The sequence below is a fragment of the Pseudomonas sp. B21-047 genome (assembly GCF_024748775.1).
Taxonomy (GTDB): Bacteria; Pseudomonadota; Gammaproteobacteria; order Pseudomonadales; family Pseudomonadaceae; genus Aquipseudomonas; species Aquipseudomonas capeferrum.
The window spans coordinates 5,608,584-5,623,139 of the sequence record NZ_CP087169.1 but is presented as its reverse complement, the minus strand read 5'-3'; the positions used below and the strand labels follow the sequence as shown (position 1 = coordinate 5,623,139).

12 protein-coding genes are annotated in these 14,556 nt (G+C 64.4%); 6 read left to right on the top strand and 6 right to left on the bottom strand.

Annotated elements, in window-relative coordinates:
- Window positions 1-10: 10 nt before the first annotated feature.
- Window positions 11-1,036 carry a putative 2-aminoethylphosphonate ABC transporter substrate-binding protein gene (locus LOY26_RS25405; RefSeq protein WP_033702058.1) on the top strand — a complete coding sequence of 342 codons (1,026 nt, stop codon included), beginning with the start codon at window positions 11-13 and terminating at the stop codon, window positions 1,034-1,036.
- Between the two features lie 77 nt (window positions 1,037-1,113).
- Here the strand turns inward: LOY26_RS25405 and LOY26_RS25400 are convergent, their stop codons facing one another.
- Together LOY26_RS25400 and LOY26_RS25395 are read right to left on the bottom strand one after the other, a co-directional pair.
- Window positions 1,114-2,478 (bottom strand): GTPase/DUF3482 domain-containing protein, encoded by a 1,365-nt coding sequence (locus tag LOY26_RS25400; protein WP_186664690.1) that lies wholly within the window; start codon window positions 2,476-2,478, stop codon window positions 1,114-1,116.
- Window positions 2,471-3,862, bottom strand: a complete 1,392-nt coding sequence (locus tag LOY26_RS25395) for a DUF2868 domain-containing protein (protein ID WP_258714225.1) — start codon at window positions 3,860-3,862, stop codon at window positions 2,471-2,473. The genes LOY26_RS25400 and LOY26_RS25395 overlap by 8 nt, the downstream gene beginning before the upstream one ends.
- A gap of 54 nt (window positions 3,863-3,916) precedes the next feature.
- Between LOY26_RS25395 and LOY26_RS25390 the strand changes: the two genes are divergently transcribed.
- Window positions 3,917-4,435 carry a dihydrofolate reductase gene (locus LOY26_RS25390; protein WP_033702055.1) on the top strand — a complete coding sequence of 173 codons (519 nt, stop codon included), beginning with the start codon at window positions 3,917-3,919 and terminating at the stop codon, window positions 4,433-4,435.
- A 33-nt stretch (window positions 4,436-4,468) separates the two neighbouring features.
- On the opposite strand, the gene LOY26_RS25385 is transcribed toward LOY26_RS25390, so the two are convergent.
- Complete coding sequence (locus tag LOY26_RS25385; RefSeq protein WP_186657827.1) at window positions 4,469-5,860, bottom strand: L-cystine transporter; 1,392 nt, start codon at window positions 5,858-5,860, stop codon at window positions 4,469-4,471.
- A gap of 240 nt (window positions 5,861-6,100) precedes the next feature.
- Here LOY26_RS25385 and LOY26_RS25380 point away from each other — a divergent pair, with 240 nt between their 5' ends.
- On the top strand, window positions 6,101-7,156 hold the full coding sequence (locus LOY26_RS25380; RefSeq protein ID WP_186664696.1) for a haloacid dehalogenase-like hydrolase: 1,056 nt from the start codon (window positions 6,101-6,103) through the stop codon (window positions 7,154-7,156).
- 11 nt (window positions 7,157-7,167) lie between these two features.
- On the opposite strand, the gene LOY26_RS25375 is transcribed toward LOY26_RS25380, so the two are convergent.
- Complete coding sequence (locus LOY26_RS25375) at window positions 7,168-7,836, bottom strand: FMN-dependent NADH-azoreductase (protein WP_047582164.1); 669 nt, start codon at window positions 7,834-7,836, stop codon at window positions 7,168-7,170.
- Between the two features lie 140 nt (window positions 7,837-7,976).
- Between LOY26_RS25375 and LOY26_RS25370 the strand changes: the two genes are divergently transcribed.
- A complete protein-coding gene (locus tag LOY26_RS25370) occupies window positions 7,977-8,837 on the top strand; it encodes a LysR family transcriptional regulator (RefSeq protein ID WP_186664701.1) in 861 nt (286 codons plus the stop codon).
- Between the two features lie 97 nt (window positions 8,838-8,934).
- On the opposite strand, the gene ilvD is transcribed toward LOY26_RS25370, so the two are convergent.
- Window positions 8,935-10,776 carry a dihydroxy-acid dehydratase gene (ilvD, locus tag LOY26_RS25365; protein ID WP_186657855.1) on the bottom strand — a complete coding sequence of 614 codons (1,842 nt, stop codon included), beginning with the start codon at window positions 10,774-10,776 and terminating at the stop codon, window positions 8,935-8,937.
- A gap of 478 nt (window positions 10,777-11,254) precedes the next feature.
- Between ilvD and mgtE the strand changes: the two genes are divergently transcribed.
- A complete protein-coding gene (gene mgtE / locus LOY26_RS25360; protein WP_186664703.1) occupies window positions 11,255-12,310 on the top strand; it encodes a magnesium transporter in 1,056 nt (351 codons plus the stop codon).
- Between the two features lie 39 nt (window positions 12,311-12,349).
- Here the strand turns inward: mgtE and LOY26_RS25355 are convergent, their stop codons facing one another.
- Window positions 12,350-13,546, bottom strand: a complete 1,197-nt coding sequence (locus tag LOY26_RS25355; protein ID WP_186664705.1) for a class I SAM-dependent rRNA methyltransferase — start codon at window positions 13,544-13,546, stop codon at window positions 12,350-12,352.
- Window positions 13,547-13,737: 191 nt separating this feature from the next.
- On the opposite strand from LOY26_RS25355, the gene LOY26_RS25350 reads away from it, so the two are divergent.
- Window positions 13,738-14,556 carry an HDOD domain-containing protein gene (locus tag LOY26_RS25350; protein WP_186657891.1) on the top strand — a complete coding sequence of 273 codons (819 nt, stop codon included), beginning with the start codon at window positions 13,738-13,740 and terminating at the stop codon, window positions 14,554-14,556.

Sequence of the window (14,556 nt, the reverse complement as noted above, 5' to 3'; positions counted from 1 at the left end):
GAACCCCACCATGTTCAAGCACCTTGCACTTGCCGCTGCCGTTTCTGCCGTGTTCAGCCTGCAGGCTTCGGCCGCCGAGACCCAGCTGACGGTCTATACCGCGCTGGAAGCCGAGCAGCTCAAGACCTACAAGCAGGCCTTCGAAAAGGCCAACCCAGACATCGAGATCAAGTGGGTACGCGACTCCACCGGCATCATCACCGCCAAACTGCTGGCCGAGAAAGACCGCCCGCAGGCCGATGCGGTCTGGGGCCTGGCGGCGTCCAGCCTGGCCATCCTCGACCAGAACGGCATGCTCGACGCCTATGCGCCCAAGGACCTGGGCAAGATTTCGGCGAACTACCGCGACGCCGCCAACCCGCCGGCATGGGTGGGCATGGACGTCTGGGCCGCGACCATCTGCTTCAACACCATCGAGGCCGAAAAGCAGGGCCTGAGCAAGCCGGTAAGCTGGCAGGACCTGGCCAAGCCTGAATACAAGGGCAAGATCGTCATGCCTAACCCGGCCTCGTCCGGTACCGGCTTCCTGGATGTCAGCGCCTGGCTGCAGACCTTTGGCGAGCCGCAGGGGTGGGCCTATATGGACGCCTTGCACCAGAACATCGGCCAGTACGTTCATTCGGGTTCCAAGCCGTGCAAGTTGGCGGCCGCGGGCGAGTTCCCGATTGGTATCTCGTTCGAATACCCGGCCGTGCAGCTCAAGCGCCAGGGGGCGCCGCTGGACATCGTGCTGCCGAAAGAGGGGCTGGGCTGGGAGATCGAGGCGACGGCAGTGATCAAGGGCACGCCAAAGGCCGATGCGGCCAGGCGGCTGGCTGACTTCTCGGCCAGCCCCGCGGCGATGGAGTTGTACAAGGAGAACTTCGCGGTGCTGGCTGCACCGGGGATTGCCAAGCCGCAGACCGAGTTGCCAGCGGATTACGAGCAGCGTCTGATCAAGAACGACTTTGCCTGGGCTTCGAAGCACCGCGACGAGATTCTTGCCGAGTGGCGCAAGCGCTATGACGGCAAATCGGAGAAGGTGGCGCAGCAGTGAGGGCGTAGGGGCTGGGAGGTGCATGCCTTGAGGCGCTACACCCCTCAAGGTATGCACCTCCCGCCCACTCACAACACTCAAATCTGCAAAACCAACGCCTCCAACTGCTCCTGCCGTTCTGCCTGATTCACCCGTGCCCCTGGGTTCAGCGTCGACCATTGCGGATGCGCCCGCGCCTTGATCAAGGCCTCAGGCAACTTGCCCTCGCGCCAGGCCTTCTCATCCAGTTCGCCCAGGCGAATGCTGTCTTGCGCCGCATGCCCGCGATTGTCCAGGGCCACCATCAACTGCTGCTGGCGCAGCGCCAACAGCCGCAACACCGTATCGTCGACGGTCAGCTCGCGCTGGCCCTTGAGCTTGCCCATCAACCTCGACCCATAATTGCGTGCCGTCTGTAGCGCTCCGCCGGCGATGGCCCCGGCCAGGGCGGCGGCGCCAAGGGTGAGGCCGCCGACCAGCAGGTCGACCCCGGCACCCGCCGCAGCACCCGCCGCAACGCCACTGCCCAGGCGCACACCCAGCAGCTTCAAGGTCTCGGGGTTGAACAGGTCATCGCCCCAGCGCCCGTCCAGCAACGGCAAATCGCTGGCATGGGCGTCCTCACGGCGGAAGGCGTACAGCTTGAGCAGCGCCTCGACACAGCGCTGCTCGCGCTGGCGCACGTCCTGGCGCAGCGCTTCGATGGCCTTGGCTTCGGCAGCAGGCTCGGCCACCACGCTGCGCCGGCAGGCGGCGCAATCGAGCAGCAGCTCGGCGATCAGGCGTTTACCGCTGTGGTGGCGGGCCTGGCGTTGCGCCTGCTGGTCGTCGATCAGCCGTTGCAGGGCAGGGCGAGCGTCTTCCAGCAGCAAGGCCAGGCTTTCGTACAAGCGGCGTTCGCCGTCTTCCGGCGGCGCCACGCTGTCGAACCGCACCAAGGCGTGCAAGCCAAGGCGGGCGAGGGCTTCACGCCATTCGGGCTCGCGGTGCTGGCTGCTGGCTACGAAGTTGAGCACCGGCAGCAGGGGCTTGCCACAGCTGGCCAGCACTTCCAGCTCGTCGCGGTACTTGGCCAGCACCGGTTCGCGGGCATCGATCACATACAGGCCAGCATTGCTGGCCAGCAACTGGCGCAGCACCTTGGCCTCCTGCTCGAAGCGCTGGCGCGCCTCGCTGCCCTGAAGGAAGCGCGCCAGACGGGCCGGGCCGTCCAGGCGCTCGCCCGGGCGCTCCAGCCGCTCAAGGTAGTCGAGCAGGGCGATGGCGTCCTCCAGGCCGGGGGTGTCGTACAGCTCCAGCAACGGCTCGCCGTCCACCGACAGGCGCGCCCCTTCCACATGGCGCGTGGTGCTGGGGCGGTGAGACACCTCGCCAAAGCTCACATCGCGGGTCAAGGTGCGCAGCAGTGAGGTCTTGCCAACGTTGGTATGGCCGACCACGGCCAGTTTCAGCGGCTCAGTCATGGCCATGCTCCAGCCAGGTCAGGGGCGAGGTGTCGGCGTGGGGCAGGCCGAGACGGTCCAGGGCTTCGTGCCAGTCGCCCAAGCGCTCGGCATCCAGGGCTTGACCTGGCGCCGCCTGCAGCAACCAGATACGGGTGGCGCCGGCATTGCGTGCCAGTTCGGCGAGCAGCGCCAGGCTGCCGCGGTCGGGGGAGCGGCGCGGGTCGCAGGCGATGGCCAGGCGCGCAGGCGGAAAGCGGCTCAGTTGTTCGAGCAGCTTGTTGCGTGACTCGCGGCTATCGAGCACACCGGCATCGGTCACGTTCCTGGGCAGGGCGGGCGGCCAGGGGCGCTGGTCGTCCAGCTCCAGGCCGACCAGCAGTGCACCGCTGCTGCCGCTTTCCAGTTGGCCGGCAGCGAAGTGGGGCAAGGTTTCGGGCGCGGCATCCTGCACACCGATGCGTTCGCTGCGGGGCATCAGGCTTTCGCGCAGGGCTGCGTAGCCGGGCAGGCTGAGGTCCAGCGCCAGGCGCGCGCGGCCCTGACGCCAGCGCCACAGGCACAACCCGGCCAACAGCAGGCGCGGCAGCAGGCCATACACCAGCACCACGCCGAGCAGCCAGCTGGCCCACGCTTGGCGCGCCAGGTCCAGGGCCGGCAGCGTGTCGCCGCTGGCGCGGATCAGGGTTTCGTCCGGCACCGCAAAGCCCAGCAGCGAAGGCAGGGCGCCGAGCGCCTGGGTCAGGTGGATGAACGGTTCGGCGGCGAGCAGGGTGGTTTCCCAGACAAAGCCATAGCGCCGGGTAGCCAGCAAGACCAGGAGCATGCCCAGCGCTGTGCTCATCGCCAGCAGCCACAAGCCGTGCACCAGCACGCCCAGCAGCCAGCGGTTCAGCCGCTGGCGCTGCAGCAGCACCAGCAGCGCCGGCGCAAGGTGCGCGGCCTTGGCATCGCGGGCAAAGCGTTCGCTCAGCCACAGCCACAGGCGGCCCAGGCCTGCGCCGTGTTCGCCGCTCAGGCCCAGGCCGATCGCCCAGCCCAGCAACATCAGCAGGTTCAGCCCAAGCAGGCTGCCCAGCGCCCAGAACACATTCACCGGGCGTTGGCCGTCCCCCAGGGCCGCGAAGGCCAGGCCCGCGCCGCTGAAGGCAGCGACGATCAGCAGGGCCAGCAGTGCCAGGCGTGCGCCCTGTTTCCAGTGCCGCAGGGCAGTCGCCATGCCGTCGCGTTCGGCCAGCAACAGCGCACGGGTCTCGATACGGGCCGCCAGGTCGCCGCCGACTTGGCGGGCGCGGCGGTTGGCCTCCTGGTCTTCCAGGGGGCCGGCGTGTTCCTCGCGCAGGCGCACCGCTTCGGTGAGCCAGCGTTTATCCAGTGGCGTCGGTCCAGTCACAAAGTCTTCCATTGCACAGGTCAGGGCAGAAGCATAACCCACGGCGGGTTTGCTATCCTCGCCAGCATGACTAGCACACTCCCTCTCAGCCTGATCGCGGCCCTCGCCGAGAACCGCGTGATCGGCATCGACAATTCCATGCCCTGGCACCTGCCGGGGGACTTCAAGTACTTCAAGGCCACGACCCTGGGCAAGCCCATCATCATGGGGCGCAAGACCTGGGACTCGCTGGGCCGGCCATTGCCGGGGCGGTTGAATATCGTGGTCAGCCGCCAGCCGGGGCTGCAGCTGCCTGGCGCCGAGGTGTTTGCGTCACTGGAAGCTGCGCTGGTGCGGGCTGACCAGTGGGCGCGCGAGCAGGGCGTCGATGAGTTGATGCTGATTGGCGGTGCGCAACTGTATGGGCAGGCGCTGGAGAAGGGGCTGGTGAGCCGCATGTACCTGACCCGTGTGGAGCTATCGCCTGAGGGCGATGCTTGGTTCCCGGCGTTCGACGAGCACCAGTGGCGGCGGGTATCGAGTGAGCCGCAGGCGCCTGAAGGGGCTGGGCCGGCTTACCATTTCGACGTTTGGGAAAGGGTTTGAGAGTGTGGGGCTGCGAAGCAGCCCCTAGCCATCTCAGCTATGGCTCAACTCTGCATGCTGATCATCGGCCAGCACACCTTTGTCGGTCTCTTTCAACAGCTGGCTGGTAACCACCCCAGCCGTCATCGAACCATTCACGTTCAGGGCCGTTCGCCCCATATCGATCAACGGCTCCACCGAAATCAGCAGCGCCACCAACTCGACCGGCAAGCCCATGGCCGGCAGCACGATCAGCGCGGCGAAGGTGGCACCGCCGCCAACCCCGGCAACCCCGGCCGAGCTCAGGGTGACGATGGCGACCAGGGTCGCGATCCACAGCGGGTCAAAGGTGTCGATACCAACCGCCGGGGCGACCATCACCGCCAGCATCGCCGGGTACAGCCCAGCGCAACCGTTCTGGCCAATGGTGGTGCCGAACGAGGCGCTGAAGCTGGCGATCGATTGCGGCACGCCCAGGCGGCGGGTCTGTGCTTCGATATTCAGCGGGATGCTGGCGGCGCTGGAGCGGCTGGTGAAGGCGAACGTCAGCACCGGCCACACTTTGCGGAAGAAGCGCAGCGGGCTTACCCCGGTCGCAGCCAGGATGAGGGCATGCACCATGAACATCAGCCCCAGGCCGATGTACGACACCACCACAAAGCTGCCCAGCTTGAGGATGTCGTCCAGGTTGGAGCTGGCCACCACCTTGGTCATCAAGGCCAGCACGCCATAGGGGGTGAGCTTCATCACCACGCGCACCAGGCGCATCACCCAGGCCTGCAGGGTGTCGATGGCCGACAGGGCGCGCTCGCCTTTTTCGGCATCGTCCTTGATCAGTTGCAGGGCGGCCAGGCCGACGAACACGGCGAAGATCACCACGCTGATGATCGAGGTCGGCTTGGCCCGCGCCAGATCGCCCACCGGGTTGCTGGGGATGAACGACAGCAGCAGTTGAGGGATGTTGAGGTCGGCGACCTTGCCCGCGTAGTCACTGTGGATCGCTTGCAGCCGGGCGCTTTCCTGCACACCCGCCACCAGGCCGTCGGCAGTGAGGCCGAACAGGTTGGTCAGGACGATGCCGATCAGCGCGGCGATGGCCGTGGTCAGCAGCAGGGTACCGATGCTCAGCACGCTGATGCGCCCGAGCGAGGAGGCATTGTGCAGGCGCGCCACCGCGCTGAGGATCGAAGCGAAGATCAGCGGCATGACGATCATCTGCAACAGGCCGACGTAGCCGTTGCCGACCAGGTCGAGCCAGGCGATGGTGGCTTTCAGTACCGGGTGGCCAGCGCCATAGATCGTGTGCAGGACCAAACCGAATACCACGCCCAGCACCAGGCCCAGCAAGACTTTCTTGGCCAGGCTCCATTGGGTATGGCGGGTTTGTGCCAGGCCCAGCAACAGGGCCAGGAACGCCAGCAGGTTGAGTGACAGCGGCAGGTTCATTGAAGCTCCAACAAGAACAGAAGAGGCATCGCCTCTGTGAGCGATTGCGAACGGAAATGCTAACAGCCTGAAAACAAACGAATTTATACCCAAATGGAATTTGCTTAGTCGTTAATGGAATAACGGCGTGTCGCAAAAAGCAATGAACACGACGTTTCAAGCTGCCTGGGCGTCGTTGTCAGGGCTGGCGGGTGCGGCATGTTGGGCTAGCGTTGCCTGGTCATTTCAGGAGATTCGTACATGCAGCTTGCTCCGAAAGCCTTCGCCGTCGGTCTTTCCCTGCTGTTCAGTGTCCAGGCCTGGGCCACCGAACTCAAGCACTGGCCCGCCGAGGCCGCCAAACAGCTCGACAGCATGATCGCCGCCAACGCCAACAAAGGTAACTACGCGGTGTTCGACATGGACAACACCAGCTACCGCCACGACCTTGAAGAGGCGCTGCTGCCGTTCATGGAGAACCAGGGCCTGCTGACTCGCGACAAGCTCGACCCTTCGTTGAAGTTGATCCCGTTCAAGGACACGGCCGAGCACAAGGAAAGCCTGTTCAGTTACTACTACCGCCTGTGCGAAATCGACGACATGGTCTGCTACCCGTGGGTGGCCCAGGTGTTCTCGGGCTTTACCCTGAAAGAGCTGAAGGCCCAGGTCGATGCCTTGATGGCCTCGGGCAAGCCCGTGCCCAGCACCTACTTCGAAGGTGACCAGGTCAAGGCCATCGAGGTGCAGCCGCCCAAGGTCTTCACCGGCCAGGCCGAGCTGTTCAACAAGCTGATGGAGAATGGCATCGAGGTGTATGTAATTTCTGCCGCCTCCGAAGAACTGGTACGCATGGTCGCGTCCGACCCGAAGTACGGCTACAACGTGAAGCCGCAGAATGTCATTGGTGTCAGCCTGCTGCTCAAAGACCGCGCCAGCGGCCAGCTGACCACGGCGCGCAAGCAGATTGGCGCCGGCCACTATGACCCCAAGGCCAATGAAGGCCTCGAACTGACGCCGTACCTGTGGACACCGGCAACGTGGATGGCAGGCAAGCAGGCGGCGATCCTCACCTACATCGATGAATGGAAGAAACCGGTATTGGTCGGCGGCGACACGCCGACCAGCGATGGTTACATGCAGTTCCACGGCGTGGATGTGGGCAAGGGGGGCATCCACCTGTGGATAAACCGCAAGGCCAAGTACATGGACCAACTCAACGGGATGATCGCCAAGCATGCAGCCGCCCAGGCCAAGGAAGGGCTGCCGGTGACGGCTGACAAGAACTGGGTGATCGTCACGCCGGAGCAGATCCAGTAACGGGGCGCACCTCAGCCGCTGCGGCCGACGATGATGGTGCGGGCCTGTGCCTGATCGATGTTGCGCGCCAGCAAGCTCACTTCTACGAGGGCGCTGGCACGGACGCTGGCGCCCGCAGGGCTTAGCGTTTGTTCGGCCACGATGCTGTGCACCCGGTTGATGCCGACAAAGCGGAACCACGCATCGAGGAAGGGTTTTTCCAGGCCAAACGCCTGGTCGGGCGTTTGCGAGTCGGGGCCATACCCCAGTCCGCGGGTGTAGATGGCCACCGCCCGGCGCCCGCCCAGCATGCCGTTCAAGCCTTGCTCGTCGAAGGTGAACAGAACGCCCTTGTGCGAAATCGCGTCAATCAGGTGCTTGAGCTTGTACGGTATGCCGAAATTCCACAGCGGCACGCTGAACAGCAACGTATCCGCCCGATGGAAGCGTTTGGCGAGCGCTGTGATCTGGGCCCATGCAGCGGTTTGCGCGGGTGAAAGCGGGGCATCGGCAAGCCCTGCGTACTTGGCCGCAAGCAGGTCGCCATCCACCTCGGGCAGCGCGCATTCCCAAGGGTCCAGGCGGTCAACCTCTATGGCTTTGCGCTCTGCCAGCGCCGACAGAAAGACTTCGGCAATCTGAGCGGAAACCGAACGCTCTCCTCTCGGTGAGGCGCACACATACAAGACACGTTCAACCACGGGTGCTTCTCCTTGGCAGCGTTGATGACATGTCCGCTGGTGCTTGAGTGCACAGGCGGGCTGCGCAAAGTCTGATTGAGGATGAACCATTATAGAAATAACGTATGCTCGCCTCATTGAGTGAGATAGGTGATCAATTCGTGTTTGATACTGTCCTTCTGCGTAGCCTGCTTGCCGTTGCCGACAGCGGTGGTTTTACCCGTGCTGCCGAGCGGCTGCACCTGACGCAATCGGCGATCAGCGCGCACATTCGGCGGCTCGAGAGCGAAGCCGGGCACAAGTTGCTGGAGCGCACCACCCGCTCGGTCAGCCTGACGCCAGCAGGTGCGCGGTTGGCAGGCTATGCCCGCACCATCCTGGCGCTGCATGACGATGCCCGTGCAAGCCTTGGTGTGGGGCGGCGGGTTTCAGGTACTGTGCTCGTGGGCTTGAGCGAGGAGATGGTCAAGGCGCCGGTGATCGACTGCCTGCGCCGATTCTCGGTCGCTCACCCGGATACTGAGCTTGTGCTGAAAGTCGGCCTGACCGGGGAGTTGCTCCCGCTGGTGCAGTCCGGTGGGCTGGATTTTGTCCTGGGTAGCCGCTGCAACGGTGATGAGCCTGGTGAGGTGTTGTGGTCCGAGCCGCTGGTCTGGGCGAGAGGGCCGCTGGCGCTGCTTGCAGATGATGAGTCCACCGCTGTTCCCTTGGCCGTGTTTTCTGACCAGTGCCCCTATCGGGCTGCTGCCATCGAGGCGCTGGCGCGCGCGGGGCGGCAATGGCGTATCGTCTGCCAGAGCCCAAGTGCCGGAGGCTTGATGACAGCCGTGAGCGGCGGTCTTGGGGTAACACCGGTCACTCGCACGGCCGCCCTGGCCGCAGGGCTGCTGGAAGTGCCAACGCTGCCGCCCTTGCCCCATGCGCAGTTTGTGCTGACAGCGGCGGCGAAACCGAAACGCTCGGTTGCCCTGCTGCTGGTGCAGTTGCGCCAATGTGTTGCCAGGGTCGGCGCAGACTTGTAAGCAAGGTAGTTGCTCTCGTCGCTCGGCGCTGGTTTTGATCCGTCAGGCATAAAAAAACCGGCGCACAGGGCGCCGGTTTTTCGAACGCTGGAAAGCCTTACAGCCCGTCGAGCATCGCCTTGTTGCGTACCGCACCCTTGTCGGCACTGGTCGCCAGCAGGGCGTAGGCCTTGAGGGCGGTGGTCACCTTGCGCGGGCGCACTTCAACAGGTTTCCAGCCTTTCTTGTCCTGCTCGACGCGGCGCTCAGCCAGCTCTTCGTCGCTGACCAGCAGGTTGATCGAACGGTTGGGGATGTCGATCAATACCTTGTCGCCGTCGCGCACCAGGCCAATGGCGCCGCCAGCGGCGGCTTCCGGCGAGGCGTGGCCGATCGACAGGCCTGAGGTACCGCCCGAGAAGCGACCGTCGGTGAGCAGGGCGCAAGCCTTGCCCAGGCCTTTGGACTTCAGGTACGACGTCGGGTAGAGCATCTCCTGCATGCCCGGGCCGCCTTTCGGGCCTTCGTAGCGAATGATCACGATATCACCGGCCTTCACTTCGTCGGCGAGGATGCCGCGCACGGCGCTGTCCTGGCTCTCGAAGATCTTCGCGCTGCCTTCGAACACGTGGATCGACTCGTCGACACCGGCGGTTTTCACCACGCAACCGTCGAGGGCGATGTTGCCGTACAGCACGGCCAGGCCGCCCTCTTGCGAGTAGGCGTGCTCGAAGCTGCGGATGCAGCCGTTTTCACGGTCGTCGTCGAGGGTTTCCCAGCGGGTCGACTGGCTGAACGCGGTCTGGGTCGGGATGCCCGCCGGGCCGGCCTTGAAGAAGGTGTGTACCGCTTCGTCGTCGGTCTGGGTGATGTCCCACTTGGCGATGGCTTCTTCCATGCTGCGGCTGTGCACGGTCGGCAGGTCGGTGTGCAGCAGGCCGCCACGGGCCAGCGAGCCGAGGATGCTGAAGATGCCGCCGGCGCGGTGCACGTCTTCCATGTGGTACTTCTGGATATTCGGCGCCACCTTGCACAGCTGCGGCACCACGCGCGACAGGCGGTCGATGTCACGCAGGTCGAACGCCACCTCGCCTTCCTGGGCCGCGGCCAGCAGGTGCAGGATGGTGTTGGTCGAACCGCCCATGGCGATGTCGAGCATCATGGCGTTTTCGAACGCCTTGAAGTTGGCGATGCTGCGCGGCAGCACCGACGCGTCGTTCTCACCGTAGTAGCGCTTGCACAGCTCGACGATGGTGCGGCCAGCCGTGAGGAACAGCTGTTCGCGGTCGGAGTGGGTGGCCAGGGTCGAACCGTTGCCCGGCAGGGCCAGGCCCAGTGCTTCGGTCAGGCAGTTCATCGAGTTGGCGGTGAACATGCCGGAACACGAACCGCACGTCGGGCAGGCGCTGCGCTCGTATTCGGCGACCTTCTCGTCGGAGGCCGAGGAGTCGGCGGCGATGACCATCGCGTCGACCAGGTCCAGGCCGTGGCTGGCCAGCTTGGTCTTGCCGGCTTCCATTGGGCCGCCGGAGACGAAGATCACCGGGATGTTCAGGCGCAGGGCGGCCATCAGCATGCCGGGGGTGATCTTGTCGCAGTTGGAGATGCAGACGATGGCGTCGGCGCAGTGGGCGTTGACCATGTATTCCACGGCGTCGGCGATGATCTCGCGGCTAGGCAGCGAGTACAGCATGCCGTCGTGGCCCATGGCGATGCCGTCGTCGACCGCGATGGTGTTGAATTCCTTGGCCACGCCACCGGCGCGCTCGATCTCGCGGGCAACCAGCTGGCCCAGGTCCTTCAGGTGCACGTGGCCCGGGACGAACTGGGTGAACGAGTTGGCGATGGCAATGATCGGTTTCTTGAAATCTTCGTCCTTCATCCCGGTGGCGCGCCACAGGGCACGAGCGCCGGCCATGTTGCGGCCTTGGGTGGAAGTCTTGGAACGATAATCAGGCATGAAGCACTCCTGGCGGCTTAATCAGGTCACAAAAAGGGGAGTGAGCTTCTCTTGTCCTATGCGCCTTAGGCCGGTTGCCACTGGCACGGATGGGGCCGAAGACACCACGGGATCGCCGCGTGCTCGACCAGAGCTCATAAACCCGCCGGGGATGACTGGCGATGAATAGCCCGATTCTACACCGCTGGCGCGGCGAGGGAATGGCGATGTGTCTGGGCGGTGGCTTTGGCCGAATAGCCGGTAGTTTGTAGGACCCTTCCGAAACGGCGCTTCAAGGGCTGACCCGCCGGCCCAGGCTGACTATGATCCGCCCGCCGCATGTGCGGCTTCACGAGATACACCCTCAATGGACCTTCCCAGTTTCAGTTCATACCGAACTCGTAAATTGGCACTGAGCGCGTCGCCGCCAGGGCCTGCGAAGGCTTGAGCCCGGGTGGCTGAGGTTTGCAGGTGCCTGCGTCGGCGCCTGGAGAACCTCATGCAACACTCTTCCGATCTCTGCGTTTCCCCCCTCGACCTGCGCCAGGCCGCCCAGGCGCGTCGCGACGACCTGCTGCACCCGCACGGCTACCGCGAAGGCACGGCCGGTTACCTGATGACCAGTGAATACTCGTGCCTCGATGCCGGCCTCACTGCCAGCCAGGCCATCGACATGCTGCGCCGCGAGGCCGCCGATGCCGAAACGATCTATCAGTCCTATGTCCTTGATGAGCAGCGCAACCTGCGCGGTACCTTGTCCTTGCGCGAGCTGATCCTGGCCGCCCCCGAGCAGCCGATCGAGCAGATCATGGTGCACAAGGTCATCTGCGTGTGTACCGCGACCCGCCAGGAAGAGGTGGCCCGTCTGATACGCCAGCACGACCTGCTGGCCGTGCCGGTGCTGGACGAGGGCGGGCGTCTGGTGGGGCTGGTGACGTGCGACGATGCGCTCGACGTGGTGGTCGATGAGGCCACCGAGGACTTCCACAAGGGCGCATCCATCACCAACCACGTGGGCAACCTGCGGGATGCCACGGTCAGCCTGTTGTACCGCAAGCGGGTGTTGTGGCTGGTGCTGCTGGTGTTCGGCAACCTGTTTTCGGGGGCGGGCATCGCCGCGTTCGAAGAGACCATTGCCGCGCATATCGTGCTGGTGTTCTTCCTGCCGCTGTTGGTGGACAGCGGTGGCAATGCCGGGGCGCAGTCGGCGACCTTGATGGTGCGGGGCCTGGCGACGGGCGAGGTGGTGATGCGTGACTGGCTGCGGATGCTGGGGCGCGAGTGCGGTGTGGCGTTGGCGCTGGGGGCCACCATGGCGGTGGCGGTGGCATCGCTGGGTGCGTTGCGCGGTGGGATGGACGTGGCCATCATCGTTGCCAGCAGCATGCTGGTGATCGTGTTGCTGGGTAGCCTGATCGGCATGAGCCTGCCGTTCATGTTCACCAAGCTCAAGCTCGACCCGGCGACTGCCAGCGGGCCGTTGGTGACGTCGATTGCCGATGCGGCGGGGGTGCTGGTGTATTTCGGGATTGCTTCGTACGTGCTGGGTATCTGATGTGCCTTTGGGGCCGCAAGGCGGCCCCAGGGCAGTGCATCAGCTGTTTGGCAGCAACCGGCAGGTAATGCTCTTGATGTAGCGGGTTTCGGCAATGGCCGGGTGCACCGGGTGGTCCGGGCCTTGGCCGCCGCGCTCGAGCAGTTGCAGATTGCGATCCAGGTGACGGGCGCTGGTCAGCAGGATGTTGTTCAGGTCATCTTCGGGCAGGTGCATGGAGCACGAGGCGCTCACCAGGATGCCGTCCTTGTTGAGCATGCGCATGGCCTGTTCGTTGAGGCGGCGGTAGGCCGCTTCGCCGTTTTTCAGGTCTTTCTTGCGCTTGATGAACGCGGGTGGGTCGGCAATGATCACGTCGAAGCGCTCTTCGGCGGCCTTCAGCTCGCGCAGGGCCTCGAACACGTCACCTTCGATGCAGGTCACTTTCTCGCTGATGCCGTTGAGTGCGGCGTTGCGCTCGACGCCGTCCAGGGCGAAGCCCGAGGCATCCACACAGAACACTTCGCTGGCGCCAAATGCGCCGGCCTGCACGCCCCAGCCACCGATGTAGCTGAACAGGTCGAGCACGCGTTTGCCTTTGACGTAGGGGGCCAGGCGGGCGCGGTTCATGCGGTGGTCATAGAACCAGCCGGTCTTTTGCCCTTCACGTACCGGGGCCTCGAATTGCACGCCGTTCTCTTCCAGTGCAACCCAGTCCGGCACTTCGCCGTAAACGGTTTCGACGTAGCGCTGCAGGCCTTCGGCATCACGCGCGGCGGAATCGTTCTTGAACAGAATGCCGCTTGGCTTGAGCACCTGGACCAGGGCGGCGATCACGTCGTCCTTGTGCAGCTCCATGGTGGCCGAGGCCAGCTGAACCACGAGGATGTCGAAGAAACGGTCGACCACCAGGCCTGGCAGCAGGTCGGAGTCGCCGTAGACCAGGCGGTAGCACGGCTTGTCGAACAGGCGCTCACGCAGCGACAGGGCGACGTTGAGGCGGTGCACCAGCAGCGACTTGTCCAGTGGCAGCTTGACGTCGCGCGACAGCAGGCGCGCGCAGATCAGGTTGTTCGGGCTCAGCGCCACGATGCCCAGCGGCTTGCCGTTGGCGGCCTCGAGGACCGCCTGCTGGCCGGCCTGCAAGCCTTGCAGCGGGGTCGCGGCGACGTCGACTTCATTGCTGTAGACCCACAGGTGGCCAGCGCGCAGGCGGCGGTCGGCATTGGCTTTGAGGCGAAGGCTGGGCAGGGACATGACGTCGCTCCGGGAAAAAAGAGCGGGAGTATACCGTGTTGGCCCTTGCTGCGGTGCTGGGCGCGACAAAGTGCTGGCCAGCCGTAAAGCCAGACGATCCGGTGTTAGAATTCGCCGTCCTCAACGAGTGTGTACGCATGTCCCAAGAACTCAGCGCCGAACAGATCCAGCAAGCCTTGCAAGGCATTACCATCCCGCCGCAACCGCAGATCATGGTTGACCTGCAGTTCGAGCAGTACATGCCTGACCCGGATCTGGAAACCATCGCCAAGCTGATTTCCCAGGACCCGGGCTTGTCCGGCGCCTTGCTCAAGCTGGTCAACTCCCCGCATTTCGGCCTCTCCAACAAAATTGGCTCGATCCAGCGTGCGGTGAACCTGCTGGGCAGCCGTTCGATCATCAACTTGATCAACGCCCAGTCGATCAAAGGCGAAATGAGCGACGAGACCATCGTCACCCTGAACCGCTTCTGGGACACCGCGCAGGATGTGGCAATGACCTGCCTGACCTTGGCCAAGCGCACCGGCATGCAGTTGGCGGACGAGGCCTACACCCTTGGGCTGTTCCATGATTGCGGCGTGCCGCTGATGCTCAAGCGCTTCCCCAACTACATGGAGGTGCTGGAAGAGGCCTACGCCAAGGCCGACGGCGAAACCCGTGTGGTCGATACGGAAAACCGTGCGTTCAATACCAACCACTCGGTAGTGGGGTATTTCACCGCCAAATCCTGGCGTCTGCCCGAGCACCTCACTGCGGCCATCGCCAACCACCACAATGCCTTGGCGGTGTTCCGCGACGAGTCGTCGCGCAATACCCAGAGCCAGCTGAAAAACCTGCTGGCGGTGCTGAAGATGGCCGAGCACATCTGCGCGTCCTACCGCGTGCTGGGCAGCCAGAGCGTTGACCACGAGTGGGAGGTGGTGGGGCCGCTGGTGCTCGACTACATTGGCTTGTCGGACTACGACTTCGAAAACCTCAAGCAGAATATCCGAGAGCTGGGCGGGCACTGA